Source organism: Morganella sp. HMSC11D09 (genome assembly GCF_001807955.1).
In the GTDB taxonomy this organism is placed as follows: domain Bacteria; phylum Pseudomonadota; class Gammaproteobacteria; order Enterobacterales; family Enterobacteriaceae; genus Morganella; species Morganella morganii.
In genome coordinates this window covers 97135-114531 of record NZ_KV791647.1, presented here as the reverse complement: position 1 = coordinate 114531, position 17397 = coordinate 97135, and the positions used below count along the sequence as shown (strand labels likewise).

The following is a 17397-nucleotide window of genomic DNA, read 5'->3' as shown; positions in this document are numbered from 1 at the left end:
CATGTCTCTGTGGGCATTTTTTGTGCGTTTTATCTGTGGTGATCCCAGACGGATGACTGAAAACCCTTAGCATTCCGTGTGAAATTTTCCGCCGGAATCGCATTTTTTTGGTAAACGGTAATGATAATTACTATCAAATTGCTCAGGGTTTGGTATGATCAGCGGGTTTCGTTTTTTGGGTAGCGATGAATAACACGATTTATTTTTTGCTAAGAAAGAGTTCATAACAAAAGAGAGTTGAAGGCCAACTGATGCGTAATTTGACCGTTTCTGTGCTATTGGCATTATGTTTAACCGGCAGTGCATTCGCAGATAACACTGCAGCTGTCACACCAGCGACAACAACACCTGTCACCGCGCCGGCAGCAACCGCCGGTCAGCCTGCTCAGACACCTGAACAACCGGCGGCCCCGGTATCCGCGACAGAGGTTCCTGTTCAGGAAATCAGCGCAGCACCGGCAGACGGTAACCGTGGCTTTGCGGCGGAATTGTCCGTGATTTCCATGTATCAGGGCGCGGATGTTATCGTTAAATCGGTTATGATCGGCCTTATTATAGCCTCAGTGATTACCTGGTCCATTTTCTTTGCCAAGGGTGCGGATCTTATCGCTTCCCGCCGCCGTATCCGCCGTGAAGCGGCAGCAATCAAAGATGCCCGCTCGCTGGATGAAGCGGCTGCGATTGCCGATAAATTCGGGAAAAAGAGCGTCACCCGGATGTTGGTGCTTGATGCCGTCAATGAGCGGACTGCATCAGAAAAAAGCCGTGATCTGAGCGGCATCAAAGACCGTGTGACATTCCGTCAGGAGCGTATCGTTGCCGGTGTTGCCCGTCATATGGGACGTGGTAACGGCTATCTGGCCACTATCGGGGCTATCTCACCGTTTGTCGGTCTGTTTGGTACGGTATGGGGTATCATGAACAGCTTTATCGGCATCGCCCACTCACAGACCACCAACCTCGCTGTTGTGGCGCCCGGGATTGCAGAAGCACTGCTGGCAACGGCACTGGGTCTGGTCGCGGCAATTCCTGCGGTCGTTATCTACAACATCTTTGCCCGTATGATTTCCGCTTACCGTGGTGACCTGGGTGATACCGCAGCACACACTATTTTATGGCTGGGCCGTGATCTCGACCTGGCAGACAGCAAAGCAGGGTAATATCTGATGGCAATGCGTCTTAACGAAGAGTCGGATGACAGCGGCGAATTGCATGAAATTAACGTCACACCTTTTATTGATGTGATGTTGGTTCTGCTGATCATCTTTATGGTGGCCGCACCGCTGGCGACCGTTGATATTAAAGTGAATCTGCCGGCCTCAACGGCAAAACCACAGCCGCGTCCGGAAAAACCGGTCTTCCTGACGGTGAAAGCAGATAACCAGCTGCTGGTGGGCGAGCAGGAAGTCACAAAAGAAACACTGGCTCAGATCCTGGATCAGACCACGGAATCCAATAAGGAAACCACGATCTTCTTCCAGGCAGATAAAACGGTCGATTATGAAACGCTGATGGGCATTATGGATGCTCTGCGCAAAGCGGGATATCTGAAAGTCGGGTTAGTGGGTATGGAGTCGGCGGAGAAATAATCATCCGCAGCCTGAAATGAAAAAAGCCGTTCATGATGAACGGCTTTTTTGTTGCCACACTCTGATGGCCTCAGCGCGGCGGCGGGTGAGTTCCGCTTTGATGTCCGCGCCTTTAAAACCGGCCTCAATCACCGGTTTGACGGCAACCAGCTGTGCAAGCGAGAAGGCCTCAGCCAGTAACTGCCCCTGCGGATAATCTGCTGCATCCGGTGCTATCCGGCTGCGGTAATCCGCTTCACAAAGGATAGCCAACTGAGTGATGCGCTCCGGCTTGCGCCAGGCATCCAGTGAATCAAACAGGGCAATGATATCGTCTGCGGCCAGATGGCTGATGTCATGAACAGTCCGGTAATCACGGGTGGCAAGCAGAGCCAGATCCCGTGCCGGGTTCGGCACCCGCAGGCGCTCAGACATCTTCTGAATTGCGGCGGTTTCCTCTGCGGTACTGTGACAGCTCAGGTAAAGACACAGCGCAGCAAAGCGGATATCTGTACTGTCAGTCAGAAGCACTGTCCGGCGCAGGAGTGCGGCGGTCAGGATGTCATAGCCTGTCTGCCCGTCAGTGGCGCTGAACAGGGCTTCCAGCTCCGGAAACAGCACTGCCAGCGCACCGCAATCACGCAGTACCGCAAAATAGATATCCGGGCACGGGCTGTTCAGGGCTTTTTCTGTCTCTTTCCAGACCCGCTCCGCCGTCAGATGGGCAAGCTCTCCCTGCTGCGTGATAGCAGACATCAGCGCCAGGGTTTCCGGTGCAATAACAAATCCCTGCGGGGCGAAACGGGCAGCAAAGCGTGCCACGCGCAGCACGCGCAGCGGATCTTCCGTAAACGCCGCAGAAACATGGCGGAGCACCCGGTTTTTCAGGTCATCCGCCCCGTGATACGGGTCATGCAGTGTGCCATCAACTGATTGGGCAATGGCATTGATGGTCAGATCCCGGCGCTGTAAATCGTCTTCCAGCGTGACATCCGGCGCACTGTAACAGGCAAACCCGGTATATCCGGCCCCGGTTTTCCGCTCTGTCCGGGCCAGCGCATACTCCTCCCGGGTATCCGGATGGAGAAATACCGGGAAATCACGCCCGACCTGCTGATAGCCGCGCGCCAGCATCATTTCCGGGGTGGCACCGACAACCACCCAGTCTCTGTCCGAGACAGGCAGACCCAGCAGGGCATCGCGGACTGCGCCGCCGACCAGATAAATATCCACGCTTTTCTCCGTACTGCGGTTACTGTGAGGCTCAGTTCATCCAGCGATCTTTTTTCTTGCGGCGCGGGATCATATGCGGGAGCAGCAGACCCAGCAGCAGACCGGCACCGGCTACACCGCCGCCGTACATAAACCATTGCAGGATAATATCGCGTTGTTTGTCATCCAGCTGCACACTGATGGCATCCAGTTTTTTCTTTGCGACCACAACCTGATTACGCAGGCTGTCATTCTCTTTTTTCAGGTTATTGATGATATCATCACTGGCGGCCACACGGTTTTGCATGTCCGCCGTTTTGTCGTTCCAGGTGCCGTCGATATTGGCGAGTTTGCCGCGCAGGGTTTTAATTTCTTCTTCCATGGCCGGTACGCGTTCTTTCAGGCTCGGCGTGGTGCTCAGCAGCTCTTTCGGTAACCAGACATCACGGTTTTTGCTGTCACGGACACGGACAAAACCGCTCTCATTATTCACATCAAGAACGGTGACTTTTTCTCCGGAATTGAGTGAACCGGCAATGCGGTAGCGGTTGCTCGGGCCGCTGTGAACATAGGTGGAGAGGTCATCAGAGACATAACGGATTTCTTCAGCATGGGCGGTAATGCTGACGGTTGCTGCAAACAGCAAAGGGAGTAAGGCGAGTTTTTTCATCGTCATAAGCTTTATCAATCGTTGGTTATGAATAGCATACTAATGAGTTAAGTGTGCGGGTGCAAACGTTAAACAGCCATGAGATTACTCTTAACAACGGAATAAATGACGGGATAAAGTGGATAAACAGCGAAAAATCCGGCTGTTTATAACAAATTAGTGTCATCTTTATCACGAATGCAGGGTCAGACTGACGATAAATAACGGTATAAGATTACGGGAATGTCTATGAGCGATTACGAAACAGAACTGAAATTTGCGGTAAAACCGGAAGCCATCACGGCGGTGATCGCCGCGCTGACCGCCTTTCCTCATCAGCATTTCCGTGCTGTCCGCCTGACCAACAGCTATTTTGAAACAGCTGACGACACACTGCGGCAGTGGGATATGGGGTTGCGGATCCGGGGATGTGATACCGAATATGAAATGACCCTGAAAACGGCCGGAAATGATATCGGCGGTTTACATCAGCGTCCTGAATATAATATTCCGCTCTCCCGCCCGGAACTGGATTTAGCGGCACTGCCTGCTGATGTCTGGCCGCCGGAAACGGATGTCGCGGCGCTGCAATCATCACTGCAGGCTCGTTTTACCACGGATTTCGCCCGTGAAAAGTGGCTGCTGACAGTCAATCACAGTGTGGTGGAAGCGGTGCTGGATCAGGGCAGTGTGGTTGCCGGTGAGGCAGAATGTCCGATTTGCGAATTTGAGATGGAACTGAAAGAAGGTACAGCCGCTGATTTGCTGACAGCTGCCAAAGCTCTGGCGGAATTGCCGGGGCTGCGCCTTGCCGGGCGCAGCAAAGCGGCACGCGGCTACTGGCTGGCACAGGGCGCACCGGTACCGAAACTGCCTGAACTGTTCACAGCGTGGGATCCGCAGACCCCGCTGACCGATGTGGTTGTCCGTCTGATCAAACAGTGGCAGAGCCTGGAAGAAGCCTGGCTGCTGGATGCGGACGGTGCATTACCGGCATTGCAGCAAACCCTTTCTCTGCTGCTGACACTGGCAGACCACTATCCCGGCGCGGTGCCTGATTTCGTCCGTGACTGCCCGCTGCCGGAGGTGGCATCAGCACTCGCGGAAGCGGATGCAAAATCTGCGGATGTCTGTTTCAGTCCGGTATGGTTGCAGTGTAAACTGGCTTTCACGCAATGGGTTTTCGCACTGTGGATGGCGGCGCCTGCCATGCCGTAACCAGGTGTTGAGCTGTTATGTGAATCTGATAACAAAAGGAACATTGATGCTGCCGCTGACCCCGATACTCCGGCAAGCCGCTGAGCGGGTAACCGCCCGGCTTGATACCGGACTGGTGCCGTATTCTGAACAGGAAGCGCTGATTTTTGCCGGCAGTGATTTTGTGGCGGAGCAGTGTATCCGCCATCCGGACTGGCTCTCCGCCCTCCGCAATACACCACCGCAGCCGGATGAATGGCAGGATTACGCCGCCCGGCTGACGGAGATGATGGCGGATGCCGCACAGGAAGAGGATGTGATGCGGGTGCTGCGCCTGTTCCGTTATCAGATGCTGATGCGCATTGCCGTCATGCAGATCCTGCGCCGGAGCACGACAGAAGAGACGCTGCGTCAGCTCAGTGAACTGGCGGAAGTGCTGATTATCGCCGCCCGTGACTGGCTTTATCAGCGCTGTTGTGCGGACTGGGGCACACCCTGCTCGGCAGACGGCAGCGCAATGCCGCTTCTGATCCTCGGGATGGGGAAACTGGGCGGCGGCGAGCTGAATTTCTCCTCCGATATCGATCTTATTTTTGCTTATCCGGAAAACGGTGTCACACAAGGTGGCCGCCGCGAGCTGGAAAACGCGCAGTTCTTTACCCGCCTGGGACAAAAAATTATCAGAATGCTGGATCACGCCACGGCGGACGGTTTCGTCTACCGCGTGGATATGCGCCTGCGGCCGTTCGGCGACAGCGGGCCGCTGGTGTTCAGCTTCTCCGCCCTGGAAGATTATTATCAGGAGCAGGGACGCGACTGGGAGCGTTATGCGATGGTCAAAGCGCGTATCCTCGGTCGTGATGATTCTGCTTACAGTGAGACGCTGCGCCGGATGCTGCGTCCGTTTGTTTACCGCCGCTATATCGATTTCAGTGTGATCCAGTCTCTGCGCAATATGAAAGGTATGATTGGCCGCGAAGTCCGGCGGCGCGGGCTGACCAACAATATTAAACTCGGTGCCGGGGGCATCCGGGAAGTGGAATTTATCACTCAGGTCTTTCAACTGATCCGCGGCGGACGTGAGCCGGGATTACAGACACAATCCCTGCATGCGGCACTGGCGGAAATTGCCCGTCTGGGGCTGCTCGGTGAGGAGCAGGTCGCGCAGTTGCTGGATGCTTACGCGTATCTGCGGCGGCTGGAAAATCTGCTGCAGGCCATTAATGACAGCCAGACACAGACGCTGCCGGATTCACCGCTGGATCAGGCGCGGCTGGCGCAGGGGATGGATGCCGCCTTGTGGGTGGATCTGGAAACGGTGCTGAACAGTAAAATGGCGGCAGTGCACCAGATTTTTACCGATCTTATCGGTGAGGATGATGAGGAAAGTGAGGATGAAACCGCCTTACAGCCGTTTATCTCGCTGTGGGAGAGTGAGCCGGAACTGACTGATATCACGTCACTGTTTTCCCTGAATGAAGATGATGCCGCACAGTTTCTTACCGGCTTACAGGGGTTCCGGCAGGATCTCGGCAAACGGACCATCGGGCCGCGCGGACGGGATGTGCTGGACCACCTGCTGCCCAAACTGCTGGCGAAACTGGTATCACAACCGGATGCACAGCGGGTGTTGCAGCGCCTGACACCGCTGCTGCTCAGCATTGTCAGCCGGACCACCTATCTGGAGCTGCTGCTGGAATCCGATGTGGTACTGACCCATGTGGTGCGGTTGTGTGCGGCATCCCCGATGATTGCCGTGCAACTGGCACGCCATCCGCTGCTGCTTGATGAGCTGCTGGATCCGGCCTCACTCTACCAGCCGCTGCCACTGAATGCGTACCGCGATGAGCTGCGTCAGTATCTGATGCGGGTTCCGGAAGACGATGAGGAGCAGCAGCTTGAGGCACTGCGTCAGTTTAAGCAGGCGCAGTTGTTGCGGATCGCGGCGGAAGATATCACCGGCGTGCTGCCGGTGATGAAAGTGAGTGATCACCTTACCTGGCTGGCAGAAGCGATGATTGGCGCTGTGGTGCAGCAGGCGTGGGGGCAGATGCTCAGACGTTACGGCGAACCTGCACATCTGACCCGCGACGGAGACAAAGGCTTTGCGGTGATCGGCTACGGCAAGCTGGGTGGCTGGGAGCTGGGCTACAGCTCTGATCTCGACCTGGTGTTTTTGCTGGATTGCCCGGAAGGCACACAAACCACCGGCCCGCGTGAAATCGACGCGCGGCAGTTCTATCTGCGGCTGGCGCAGCGCATTATGCATCTGTTCAGCACCCGCACATCATCCGGCGTGCTGTATGAGGTGGATGCCCGTCTGCGGCCATCCGGGGAAGCCGGGATGCTGGTCAGCACGCTGGAGGCATTTGCGGATTACCAGCAGAACAGCGCCTGGACCTGGGAGCATCAGGCTCTGATCCGTGCCCGTCAGGTGTACGGAGATGAGGCGATTGCTGCCCGCTTTGACAGCATCCGCCGTGATATTCTGTGCCGTCAGCGTGATAACGCACAGCTGAAACTGGATGTCCGTGAGATGCGCGAAAAAATGTATCAGCATCTCGGCAGCCGTGATGACAGCGTGTTTAACATCAAAACTGATCCGGGCGGGATCACGGACATTGAATTTATCGCTCAGTATCTGGTACTGCGTTTTGCACCGGAGAATAAAGCGCTGATCCGCTGGTCTGATAATGTCCGGATTTTTAAGCTGATGGCTAATTATGATGTGATGCCGGAAGAGGAGTCACTGCGGCTGACTGCGGCCTACATTATGATGCGCGACAGGCTGCATCATCTTTCTTTGCAGGATAAATCCGGCGTGGTGCCGCTGACGGAATTTGCCGCTGAGCGTGAATTTGTCCGCGCCCGCTGGCAGCACTGGCTCGGGGAATAAGCACCGGCTGCCGCACGCGGATTTTCTGTCCGGCGGCCGGTTTGTGATATTATCAGCAATAATTTCGTTATTCATAAGGTGGAGCAGGGAATGAAAGTAACACTCCCGGATTTTCAGAATGCCGCAGTTTTAGTCGTCGGTGATGTGATGTTAGACCGTTACTGGCACGGGCCGACCAGCCGGATCTCCCCGGAAGCCCCGGTACCGGTGGTGAAAGTCACTGAAATTGAAGAGCGTCCCGGCGGCGCGGCAAACGTGGCCATGAATATCGCGTCTCTGGGGGCAAATTCCCGCCTCGTGGGGCTGACCGGTATTGATGACGCCGCCCGTGCACTGACCGAACGCCTGAATGATGTGAAAGTCCGCTGTGATTTTGTCGGCCTGCCGACACACCCGACGATCACCAAGCTGCGCGTGTTATCCCGCAGCCAGCAGCTGATCCGCCTGGATTTTGAAGAAGGTTTTTCGGATGTAGATCCGCAGCCGATGCTTGAGCGTATCGCACAGGCACTGCCGCATATCGGTGCGCTGGTGCTGTCGGATTACGCCAAAGGCGCACTGGCGCATGTGGAAGAGATGATCGCGCTGGCCCGCAAATCCGGTGTACCGATCCTGATCGACCCGAAAGGCACCGATTTTGCCCGTTATCGCGGCGCGACCCTGCTGACGCCGAATATGTCAGAGTTTGAGGCTGTGGCCGGGAAATGCACCGATAATGCGGATATCGAAGAAAAAGGCCTGAAAGTTATCCGTGATTTCGATTTGCAGGCACTGCTGGTGACCCGCTCCGAGCAGGGCATGAGCCTGCTGCGTCCGGGACAACCTGCCCTGCATCTGCCGACACAGGCGCAGGAAGTGTTTGATGTGACCGGTGCCGGGGACACGGTAATCGGTGTGCTGGCAACCTCGCTGGCTGCCGGGAAAACCCTGGATGAATCCTGTGCACTGGCTAATGCCGCCGCTGGAGTGGTGGTCGGTAAGCTGGGGACATCCACGGTATCACCGGTTGAGCTGGAAAATGCCGTACGCGGCCGCAGCGATAACGGCTTTGGTGTGATGACTGAAGCAGAGCTGCATCAGGCGGTGGCGGATGCCCGTCAGCGCGGCGAGAAAGTGGTGATGACCAACGGCTGTTTCGACATTCTGCACGCCGGACACGTCTCTTATCTTGCCAACGCCCGCAAACTGGGTGACCGCCTGATTGTGGCGGTAAACAGTGATGCTTCCACCAAACGTCTGAAAGGCGAAAGCCGTCCGGTCAACCCGCTGGATCAGCGGATGATTGTACTCGGTGCGCTGGGTGCCGTGGACTGGGTGGTGCCGTTTGAGGAAGATACGCCGCAGCGTCTGATCGCTTCTGTTCTGCCGGATGTGCTGGTTAAGGGCGGGGATTACCGTCCGGAAGAGATCGCCGGCAGTGAGGAAGTGTGGGCCGCAGGCGGGGAAGTGAAAGTCCTCAATTTTGAGGATGGCATTTCCACCACCAATATCATCAATACGATCAATAAATCAAAGTAACCGGCTGATTATGCAGGAGATACGCACGGCGTATCTCCTGTTGTCATTACTCGCCGCCTTTTTCCGCCAGGCGCGCTTCCAGCTCTGCCAGACGTTTTTCCATCTGCGACAGTTTTTCGCGGGTGCGCAGCAGCACCTGAGTCTGCACATCAAACTCTTCGCGGTTGACTAAATCCAGCTTGCCGAGCTGTGACTGTAAAATGGCACGCATCTTTTTATCGATATCCGCTCCGATCTCCCGCACACCTTTCGGCAGCGCGCTTTGCAGCTGTGTGGCAATCTGTTCAATTTTTTTCGGGTCAATCATGATTTTTCCTTTCTGAGCCGGAGGATCGTTATGCCGCAAATAGTAACCTGTTACGGGATTCTGAACCAGTCTGAGTTCTCATTTTGAGCCCCTGGTAAAAATAACCACTGGCCGGGCTCACTCGTTGGGGGTATAGTAACTCTGCTATCTCAGGGCGGGGTGAAAGTCCCCACCGGCGGTAAACATTCCATTGCGAATGAAGCCCGCGAGCGCTTCACTACGGTGAAGGTCAGCAGATCCGGTGTAATTCCGGGGCCGACGGTTATAGTCCGGATGGGAGAGAGTCAGCATCAGCCGGGCAATATCCGCCCGTCCGATCGCATATCATCAATTATCTGCACAGGTAAAAACCTGTTGCGGCATGGTTTTATGACATGGCGTTATGATATGTATGCAACTCCTAAGATGCCCTGGTTCTGGTAATCATTTTTAATTACGATGAGGTTTATTTACCATGAATCAGACGCTGTTATCAGATTACGGCAATCCGATTGAACGTGCAGAACGTGCCATTGAAGCTATCCGTCAGGGACGGGGGGTAATGGTACTCGATGATGAAAACCGCGAAAACGAAGGCGACATGGTGTTCGCCGCCGAAACCATCACCGTTGAGCAGATGGCACTGACCATCCGTCACGGCAGCGGTATTGTGTGCCTGTGCCTGACTGACGAACGCCGTCAGCAGCTTGAGCTGCCGATGATGGTGGAGAACAACTCCAGCCAGTTCAAAACCGGCTTTACCGTCACGATTGAAGCTGCTCACGGTGTGACCACCGGGGTATCTGCGGCTGACCGCGTCACCACCATCCGCGCTGCGGTGGCTGATGGCGCTGTTCCGGCGGATCTGAACCGTCCCGGCCACGTATTCCCGCTGCGCGCGCAGAATGGTGGTGTGTTAACCCGCCGCGGTCATACCGAAGCCTCTGTTGACCTGGCGACACTCGCCGGTCTGAAGCCGTACGGTGTGCTGTGTGAACTGACCAACGATGACGGCTCAATGGCCCGTGCACCGGAAGTGATTGTGTTTGCAAAAGCCCATGATATGCCGGTTGTGACTATTGATGACCTGGTGCAGTACCGTGAGCAGTTAATGGCGAAAGCGGGCTGACATCACTGACAGGGTCAGTAACTGAACAAGACTGAAATCCTGAGAATGCCGCTGCTGACACAGCGGCATTTTTGTATCCGCACTCCTGTCATATTTTTTGAATAACTTCATCATGATTACCCTGCGTGATAAATCCCGGAATGGCATACACTGATCTCAGTGAACAATTTTTGTGTGAGGTCAGCAATGAAACGATTACCGGCTCTGTTTGCGGGTCACGGCAGCCCGATGAATGTCCTGGAAACCAACCGTTATACCGAAACCTGGCGGCAGCTGGGAGAACAGATGCCACGCCCGTCCGCCATTCTGGTGATTTCCGCGCACTGGTATACACAGGGGGCGTGGCTGACATCTGCCGCACACCCGCGCACCATCCATGATTTTCGCGGTTTTCCGCCTGCGCTGCATGAAACGGAATATCCGGCTCCCGGATCATCTGAGCTGGTGGCGCGGGTAAAAGATCTGCTCAGTGATGATAATATCGGGGAAGATCACGGCGAGTGGGGGTTAGATCACGGCAGCTGGGGGATCTTAGTGAAAATGTATCCGGATGCGGATATCCCGGTGGTGCAGCTCAGCCTCGACGGCAGCAAACCGGCGCAATGGCATTATGATACCGGCCGTAAACTGGCGGCACTGCGCGATGAAGGTGTGCTGGTGCTCGGCAGTGGTAATGTGGTGCATAATCTGCGAGAAATGGACTGGCAGAATGCACAGGCCGAACCGTATCCGTGGGCAGTGAGCTTTAATAATTTCGTGCGTGATAACCTGGAGAGCGACGCCCGGCCGCATCCGTTGGTGAATGCACTTGAGCGCGAAGACGGCAAACGGTCGAATCCGTCGCCGGAACACTATCTGCCGCTGCTCTATATTCTCGGTATGCGGCAGGGCAGCGAGCCGGTCACCGTACCGGTGGATGGTATTGAATCCGGCTCACTGAGTATGCTGACAGTCAAAGTCGGCTGACGATTTCTTTTGTCATAAAAAATCCCCGGGACATCTGATGTACCGGGGATTTTCGTATCAGGCCAGAGACTATTCGTCAGTCAATAATGACATGCGGATAGAAACGGGAGAGATCCTGGGTGATAAGCTCTTTATCTTCACGGATGCAGATCCCGGCAGATTCATCATTCACCAGCCAACTGCCTACGAGGGTATAGCTGTCGCCGAATTTCGGCAGGGAATGGAACTGCTGGACAATCATGCCTTCTTCGCCGTAAGGGCCGTCCGCTGCGGCGATTTCTTTGCCGTTTTCGATAATACGGATATTGGCACCTTCGCGGGAGAACAGCGGCTTGATGACGTAGCTCTCCATTTCCGGATACGGTTTATCCGCAAAATAGGCAGGCAGCAGGTTCGGGTGATCCGGGAACATTTCCCACAGCATCGGCAGCAGGGCTTTGTTGGAGATAATGCTCTTCCAGGCCGGTTCCAGCCAGCGAACACCGGCGTCTGTCAGCTTGGTGGAGAAAATCTCCCGCATCATAAATTCCCACGGATAGAGTTTAAACATGTTGCTGATAATCTGATCCTGAAGATCAGTAAACTCACCGCGATCGCCCAGCCCGATATCTTCGATAAACAGAAAATCAGTGGTGACACCGGCTTCCTGTGCACAATCCTGCAAATACTGGATAGTACCGCGATCTTCCACGGAATCCTGACAGCAGGCCATGTGCAGATAACGGAACCCGTACTCTTCCGCCAGCACCCCGAAACGCTCAATCAGCTTTTCCTGGATGCCGTTGAACTGATCGGCATTTTCCGGCAGGTTACCGGCGGCAATCTGGTCTTCCAGCCAGATCCACTGGAAGAAAGCGGATTCATACAGCGATGTCGGTGTATCCGCATTATTTTCCAGTAACTTCGGCGGGTTAACACCGTCATAGGCCAGATCCAGGCGTGAATAAAGCGACGGCTGGCGGGTTGCCCATGACTCACGCACGAAATCCCAGCAGTGTTTCGGGATTTGAAAACGGGCCATCAGCTCGTCACTTTGTGTGACTTTATCCACCACCTGAAGACACATCTGATGCAGTTCGCTGGTCACTTCCTCGATTTCATCGATTTGTGCCATAGAAAACTGATAACAGGCATCTTCTGACCAGTACGGCTCGCCGTACATAGTATGAAAATGGAAGCCGAATTCCTCGGCTTTCCCGCGCCAGTCAGGGCGCTCGCTAATCGCTACGCGTTTCATGTAAATCAGCCGCCCATTGAACGGGAAGATGAATTGCTGCTGCCGGATGAGCGCTGCATGGTGTTCTGTTTCGCCACGCTGTCACCGAAGCCACCGCGTGTGGTGGTGGTTGTGGTGGCCGGTTTTGGTGCCATGGCGGTTTTCGGTACTGTCATGCTGCGTCCGCCGGTGGCAGAACCGTAGTTTTTACCGGTGGCATCAACAAACTTGCCGTTAGCCGGGCTTGCCGGGTTACGGGAAGTGAACAGCGGCTGAGAAGCAGCGGCACCGCCGCCCATCATACGGCCCATCATATAACCGGCCATCAGCGGCATCCAGAAGCTGCCGGATGCCTGGGCAGGTTGCTGCTGCTGGCTGTTATTCGCCAGCTCTGTTGGTGCCTGAGTACACTGGGCTTCACCGAATTCCGCCACGCAGTCTTCGCGGGTGGCATATTTCGGTGCGGTTTTTGCTGCTTCTTCCAGTGCGTTGTTATAGGCAGTGGTACATTCACCGGCCTGTGACGGGTTCGCGGCGGAGCACTGCTCTGCGGTGGTGTAGAGCGCAACGGTTTCATCGGCTTCATCGCAGGCGGTTAACATCAGAACAGCGCCGACAGCAGCCGCAACAGGTGCCAGGCGGTACTGACGCCAGGTTTTGCGGAAAGCGTCGCGGTTAATATTCTTGGTGCGTTTCATTGTCATCGTCGTTATATCCGGAAACGGTTTTATGGGAGGTAATTACTGTCTAGGATAGGGGAAAACTGTGTGAAATTAAAGCAATAATCTGCTTTTTGCATCTGATGTGAATTAAATCAGATTAACAGAAAAAAAAGATACCGGTATCGCGGTATTTTTACGGGGGGAATACGCCCGGCCGGTGTAATTATATTGCGGCCTCCGGTATATAACCTGATATTTCACTGCCCGGCAGAAGTATTATCCGCAAAAACAGCAAAAGTATAAAAAAACCCGCCGGAAGGCGGGTTCTTATCATACAAACATCAGGATCAGCGGGTGGTCGGTGCCACGGAAGCCGGTGATGTGGAAATAGTTTTACCCAGCACCTGGTTGAGGCGCAGGATATCGTCTTCATTCAGCGTACCGCGTGCCTGACCGATATAAAGCTGGTTAATCAGATAGTCATAACGGGCGTTGGACAGACTTTTCTTCGCTTCATACAGGGTAGTGGTGGCGTTCAGCACATCCACAATCGTACGCGTACCCACCTGATAACCGGCTTCGGTTGCATCGAGTGAGCTTTCCGCAGAGGTCACAACCTGTTTGTAGGCGTTCACGCTGCTGATTGAGGCGTTGATATTGTTGTAAGAAGAGCGGGTGGTCTGAACAACCTGACGCAGTGTCGCTTCCAGTTTTTCGCTGGCAGCGGTATAGCCGTACTGAGCCTGATCAACCTGTGATGACACAGCACCACCGGTGTACAGCGGGATACTGACGTTCACGCCGATGGTGCTCTGACCGGCGTAGCTGTTATTTGGGCGGCCGTTAGGGTAGCCGTTGCCGCTGTAATCGGTGTTGGTTACGCCTGTGCCGGCACTCAGGTTTACAGTCGGATAGTGACCGGATTCCGCCAGGCTGATTTGCTCTTTCGCCAGATTACGGCTCAGTGTGGCACCCAGCAGGTTCAGGTTACGTTCCTGTGCTTCTTTCAGCAGGGCTTCGATGGCATCCGGGGCATTGGTTTTAAAGCGGTTCACATCCAGGGAGGCTAATTCGCTGTAATAAATACCGCTCACCTGACGCAGTGCTTCAATGGCGTTTTCGACATCATTACGGCCGGCGACTTCCTGAGCCAGAACACTGTCGTAGTTAGCGCGGGCGTTCTGTACGTCAGTAATGGCTACCAGACCCACATTGAAACGCTGAGTGGTCTGATCCAGCTGGCGGTAGACGGCTTCTTTCTGTGCCTGTACGAAAGACAGGGTATCCAGCGCGCGCAGAACATTAAAGTAAGCAACGGCGGTATCCACAATCAGCTGCTGTTGGGCACTCTGGAATGTGATATCGCTGATCCCGGCAGTTTGTTCCTGCAGGTTCAGCTGACGCCATTTGCTCATGTCAAAAATTGTCTGAGTCAGTTTCAGCTGTGCATTCAGTGCATTATTGCTCTGGTTACTGTTATCACGGTAACCGGTGTTATAGTCATAACCCCCGCTTAAACCTAACTGCGGCAGTAACGGACTGCGGGCTTCGTTAATTTTTTCGAAAGCCTGGTTACGTTCAGCCTGAGTCTGACGGAGGGTCGGGTTGGTCTCTTTCGCTTTTTGATAAACCTGCAGGAGGTCTTCAGCCTGGGTGACAGAGCTGAAACCTGCCACACTCACAGCAATGAGAAGAGAAAGCAGTTTCTTCATTAGGATTCCTTTTTGCACAGCGCTAATCTGTCAGTTGCCTCACGGGAAGCACCAAATGGCTCTAATTCTAGCAGAGTCCGCTCGCTAATAAAGGTAGCCGTTTGTGCCTTCTGCGTTAAATTAGCTTAACTTTACCTCAACGGGATGAAAATTTCTTTATCTCAGCAGAGGAAAAAGGCCATTATCACTGATAATTGATGTATTGGCGGAGAAAATAGTATGAAACACACATCAGGATTACCTTTTGCGTTCAGCAGCGATGACGTGGAGATAATCAGTAAGAAAACCCTGTTTTCAGGATTCTTTAAGATTAATGAATACCGTTTCCGTCACCGGTTATTTGAGGGCGGCTGGAGCCCGGAAATCCGCCGCGAGGTCTTCGAACGGGGCAATGCCGGAGTGATTTTGCCGTATGACCCGGTTCGTGATGAAATTGTGCTGATTGAACAGATTCGTCTGCCGGCCATCGAAAGCAGTCAGACGCCCTGGCTGCTGGAAGCCGTGGCCGGGATGATCGATAAAAGCGGGGAATCCGCTGAAGATGTGGTACGGCGTGAAGCGGAAGAGGAAGCGGGGCTGAAAATCGGCCGCTGTACCTTTGCACTGAGTTATCTTTCAAGCCCGGGCGGGACGTCCGAGCGGATGTATGTGTATATCGGCGAGGCAGATACCACAGCGGCGGGCGGGGTTCACGGGCTGGCGCAGGAGAATGAGGACATCCGTGTTCATGTGGTCAGCCGGGAACAGGCGTATGAATGGGTTGAAAAAGGTGTGATCGATAACGCAGCAACTGTCATTGCAATTCAGTGGCTTACACTGCACTATGAACGTATACGCACAACGTGGCGGGATAAATAATCCGGATTTTTTTATACGCATCCGGGGAATTGTGTGCGGGATTGCAGATCTTCTCCGCCGAAACACGTTATCATTATATGTTAGTTGTTAAAATAACAAGGACATCGATTGGAAACCCCGTTGCACTTGCCCGTGGCTGACGGCGCTGCGGTCAGAATTTTACAGATTACTGATACGCATCTTTTTGCCGGCGAAACCGACACGCTGCTGGGCATTAATACCCTGCACAGTTACCATGCCGTGCTGGATGCTATCGTAAAACAGCAGTTACCGGCCGACCTGATTGTTGCCACCGGTGATCTGGTTCAGGATCAGAGCACCCGGGCTTATCAGCGGTTTACGGACGGTATTGCCCGTTTACCGGCGCCGTGTGTCTGGCTGCCGGGGAATCATGATTACCAGCCGTCCATGGCGCAGGAGCTGGCCGCCGCCGGTATCTCTCCCTCCAAGCAGGTGCTGCTCGGGGATCAGTGGCAGATCCTGCTGCTCGACAGTCAGGTTCAGAGTGTGCCGCACGGCGAACTGAGTGATGATCAGCTTATCTGGCTGGATAACTGCCTGGCGCAGCAGCCTGACCGCCATACTGTTGTTATGCTGCATCACCATCCGCTGGCATCCGGCTGTACCTGGCTCGATCAGCACAGTCTGCGCAACTCGCATATGCTGGCTGAGGTTCTGACCCGCTATCAGAATATTGAAGGTATTTTGTGCGGGCATATTCATCAGGATCTGGATGTGATGTGGAACGGTATCCGCATGCTGGCCACGCCGTCGACCTGTGTCCAGTTCAAACCGCACTGCACCAATTTTACGCTGGATACCGCCGCTCCGGGCTGGCGCTATCTGGAGCTGACCACCGGTGATAATCCGTCGCTGACCACACAGCTGTTCCGGCTGGATACGGATGAATTCAGCCCCGATCTGGGTTCGGACGGCTACTGATGGCGACGCTCCTTTATCTGCACGGCTTCAACAGTTCCCCGTTGTCAGAGAAAGGGACGATGCTGAAAGCGTGGCTGGCAGAGCACCATCCGGCGATCCGGATGTTACAGCCGCAGATCCCCTGCTATCCGGATGAGGCTGCACTGTTTCTGGAAGATCTGATGAACTCGCTGGCCGGTGAGACCACCGGAATTGTCGGGTCGTCGCTGGGCGGGTATTTTGCCCTCTGGCTGTCACAGGCGTTTGATGTCCCCGCTGTGGTGGTCAATCCGGCTGTATATCCGTTTGATCTGCTTCAGGATTATCTCGGGGACAATCAAAACCCCTACACCGGCGAACGTTACACACTCGAACCGCATCATATGCAGGATTTACGGGCGATTTTTGCCGATCCTGTCGAATCACCGGATTTGATCTGGTTATTGCAGCAGACCGGCGATGAAGTGCTGGATTACCGCCAGGCGGTCACCCATCTGGTGGCATGCAAACAGACGATTGAACCCGGCGGAAACCATGCCTTTACCGGATTTCAGCGCTATTTTCCGCAGATAATTGAGTTCCTCGGCCTCGGCCATTAATGAAAAAT

At 54.5% G+C, this 17397-nt stretch carries 16 protein-coding genes and 1 riboswitch; of the genes, 10 read left to right on the top strand and 6 right to left on the bottom strand.

The window, feature by feature from the left end; genetic code table 11:
* The first annotated feature begins 251 nt into the window (after nucleotides 1-251).
* Together exbB and exbD are read left to right on the top strand one after the other, a co-directional pair.
* Nucleotides 252-1160, top strand: coding sequence for a tonB-system energizer ExbB (gene exbB, locus HMPREF3119_RS01485; RefSeq protein WP_015422444.1), 909 nt, complete (start codon nucleotides 252-254; stop codon nucleotides 1158-1160).
* A 6-nt stretch (nucleotides 1161-1166) separates the two neighbouring features.
* Nucleotides 1167-1589, top strand: a complete 423-nt coding sequence (exbD, locus tag HMPREF3119_RS01480; RefSeq protein WP_004237145.1) for a TonB system transport protein ExbD — start codon at nucleotides 1167-1169, stop codon at nucleotides 1587-1589.
* 30 nt (nucleotides 1590-1619) lie between these two features.
* Here the strand turns inward: exbD and HMPREF3119_RS01475 are convergent, their stop codons facing one another.
* Both HMPREF3119_RS01475 and HMPREF3119_RS01470 read right to left on the bottom strand, forming a co-directional pair.
* Nucleotides 1620-2801, bottom strand: coding sequence for a multifunctional CCA addition/repair protein (locus tag HMPREF3119_RS01475; RefSeq protein WP_015422445.1), 1182 nt, complete (start codon nucleotides 2799-2801; stop codon nucleotides 1620-1622).
* 31 nt (nucleotides 2802-2832) lie between these two features.
* Complete coding sequence (locus tag HMPREF3119_RS01470) at nucleotides 2833-3450, bottom strand: TIGR04211 family SH3 domain-containing protein (protein WP_024474998.1); 618 nt, start codon at nucleotides 3448-3450, stop codon at nucleotides 2833-2835.
* A 228-nt stretch (nucleotides 3451-3678) separates the two neighbouring features.
* Here HMPREF3119_RS01470 and HMPREF3119_RS01465 point away from each other — a divergent pair, with 228 nt between their 5' ends.
* From HMPREF3119_RS01465 to hldE, 3 genes are all read left to right on the top strand, one after another.
* Nucleotides 3679-4647 (top strand): CYTH domain-containing protein, encoded by a 969-nt coding sequence (locus tag HMPREF3119_RS01465; RefSeq protein ID WP_064483365.1) that lies wholly within the window; start codon nucleotides 3679-3681, stop codon nucleotides 4645-4647.
* A 46-nt stretch (nucleotides 4648-4693) separates the two neighbouring features.
* Complete coding sequence (gene glnE, locus HMPREF3119_RS01460; protein WP_070578130.1) at nucleotides 4694-7522, top strand: bifunctional [glutamate--ammonia ligase]-adenylyl-L-tyrosine phosphorylase/[glutamate--ammonia-ligase] adenylyltransferase; 2829 nt, start codon at nucleotides 4694-4696, stop codon at nucleotides 7520-7522.
* Between the two features lie 90 nt (nucleotides 7523-7612).
* Nucleotides 7613-9040 (top strand): bifunctional D-glycero-beta-D-manno-heptose-7-phosphate kinase/D-glycero-beta-D-manno-heptose 1-phosphate adenylyltransferase HldE, encoded by a 1428-nt coding sequence (hldE, locus tag HMPREF3119_RS01455; protein WP_004237151.1) that lies wholly within the window; start codon nucleotides 7613-7615, stop codon nucleotides 9038-9040.
* 46 nt (nucleotides 9041-9086) lie between these two features.
* Here the strand turns inward: hldE and HMPREF3119_RS01450 are convergent, their stop codons facing one another.
* Entirely contained in the window at nucleotides 9087-9347 is a 261-nt protein-coding gene (locus tag HMPREF3119_RS01450) for a ubiquinone biosynthesis accessory factor UbiK (RefSeq protein ID WP_004242156.1), read from the bottom strand.
* Nucleotides 9348-9488: 141 nt separating this feature from the next.
* A riboswitch (FMN riboswitch) is annotated at nucleotides 9489-9634 on the top strand.
* Nucleotides 9635-9801: 167 nt separating this feature from the next.
* Here HMPREF3119_RS01450 and ribB point away from each other — a divergent pair.
* Both ribB and ygiD read left to right on the top strand, forming a co-directional pair.
* A complete protein-coding gene (gene ribB / locus HMPREF3119_RS01445; RefSeq protein ID WP_004237153.1) occupies nucleotides 9802-10455 on the top strand; it encodes a 3,4-dihydroxy-2-butanone-4-phosphate synthase in 654 nt (217 codons plus the stop codon).
* Between the two features lie 186 nt (nucleotides 10456-10641).
* On the top strand, nucleotides 10642-11421 hold the full coding sequence (gene ygiD / locus HMPREF3119_RS01440; protein WP_004237154.1) for a 4,5-DOPA-extradiol-dioxygenase: 780 nt from the start codon (nucleotides 10642-10644) through the stop codon (nucleotides 11419-11421).
* A gap of 76 nt (nucleotides 11422-11497) precedes the next feature.
* On the opposite strand, the gene HMPREF3119_RS01435 is transcribed toward ygiD, so the two are convergent.
* The 3 genes from HMPREF3119_RS01435 to tolC all read right to left on the bottom strand — a co-directional run bounded on the left by HMPREF3119_RS01435 (nucleotide 11498) and on the right by tolC (nucleotide 15011).
* Nucleotides 11498-12658, bottom strand: a complete 1161-nt coding sequence (locus HMPREF3119_RS01435; RefSeq protein WP_004242160.1) for a glutathionylspermidine synthase family protein — start codon at nucleotides 12656-12658, stop codon at nucleotides 11498-11500.
* Between the two features lie 5 nt (nucleotides 12659-12663).
* Complete coding sequence (locus HMPREF3119_RS01430) at nucleotides 12664-13341, bottom strand: DUF1190 family protein (protein WP_004242161.1); 678 nt, start codon at nucleotides 13339-13341, stop codon at nucleotides 12664-12666.
* Between the two features lie 305 nt (nucleotides 13342-13646).
* A complete protein-coding gene (gene tolC, locus HMPREF3119_RS01425) occupies nucleotides 13647-15011 on the bottom strand; it encodes an outer membrane channel protein TolC (RefSeq protein WP_004237157.1) in 1365 nt (454 codons plus the stop codon).
* Between the two features lie 219 nt (nucleotides 15012-15230).
* On the opposite strand from tolC, the gene nudF reads away from it, so the two are divergent.
* The 3 genes from nudF (at nucleotide 15231) to yqiA (ending at nucleotide 17389) form a co-directional block, all read left to right on the top strand.
* Nucleotides 15231-15869, top strand: coding sequence for an ADP-ribose diphosphatase (nudF, locus tag HMPREF3119_RS01420; protein WP_004242162.1), 639 nt, complete (start codon nucleotides 15231-15233; stop codon nucleotides 15867-15869).
* A gap of 108 nt (nucleotides 15870-15977) precedes the next feature.
* Nucleotides 15978-16811, top strand: coding sequence for a 3',5'-cyclic-AMP phosphodiesterase (cpdA, locus tag HMPREF3119_RS01415; RefSeq protein WP_004242163.1), 834 nt, complete (start codon nucleotides 15978-15980; stop codon nucleotides 16809-16811).
* Nucleotides 16811-17389 carry an esterase YqiA gene (gene yqiA / locus HMPREF3119_RS01410; RefSeq protein ID WP_015422447.1) on the top strand — a complete coding sequence of 193 codons (579 nt, stop codon included), beginning with the start codon at nucleotides 16811-16813 and terminating at the stop codon, nucleotides 17387-17389. Before cpdA ends, yqiA begins: the two co-directional genes overlap by 1 nt.
* The last annotated feature ends 8 nt before the right edge of the window (nucleotides 17390-17397 follow it).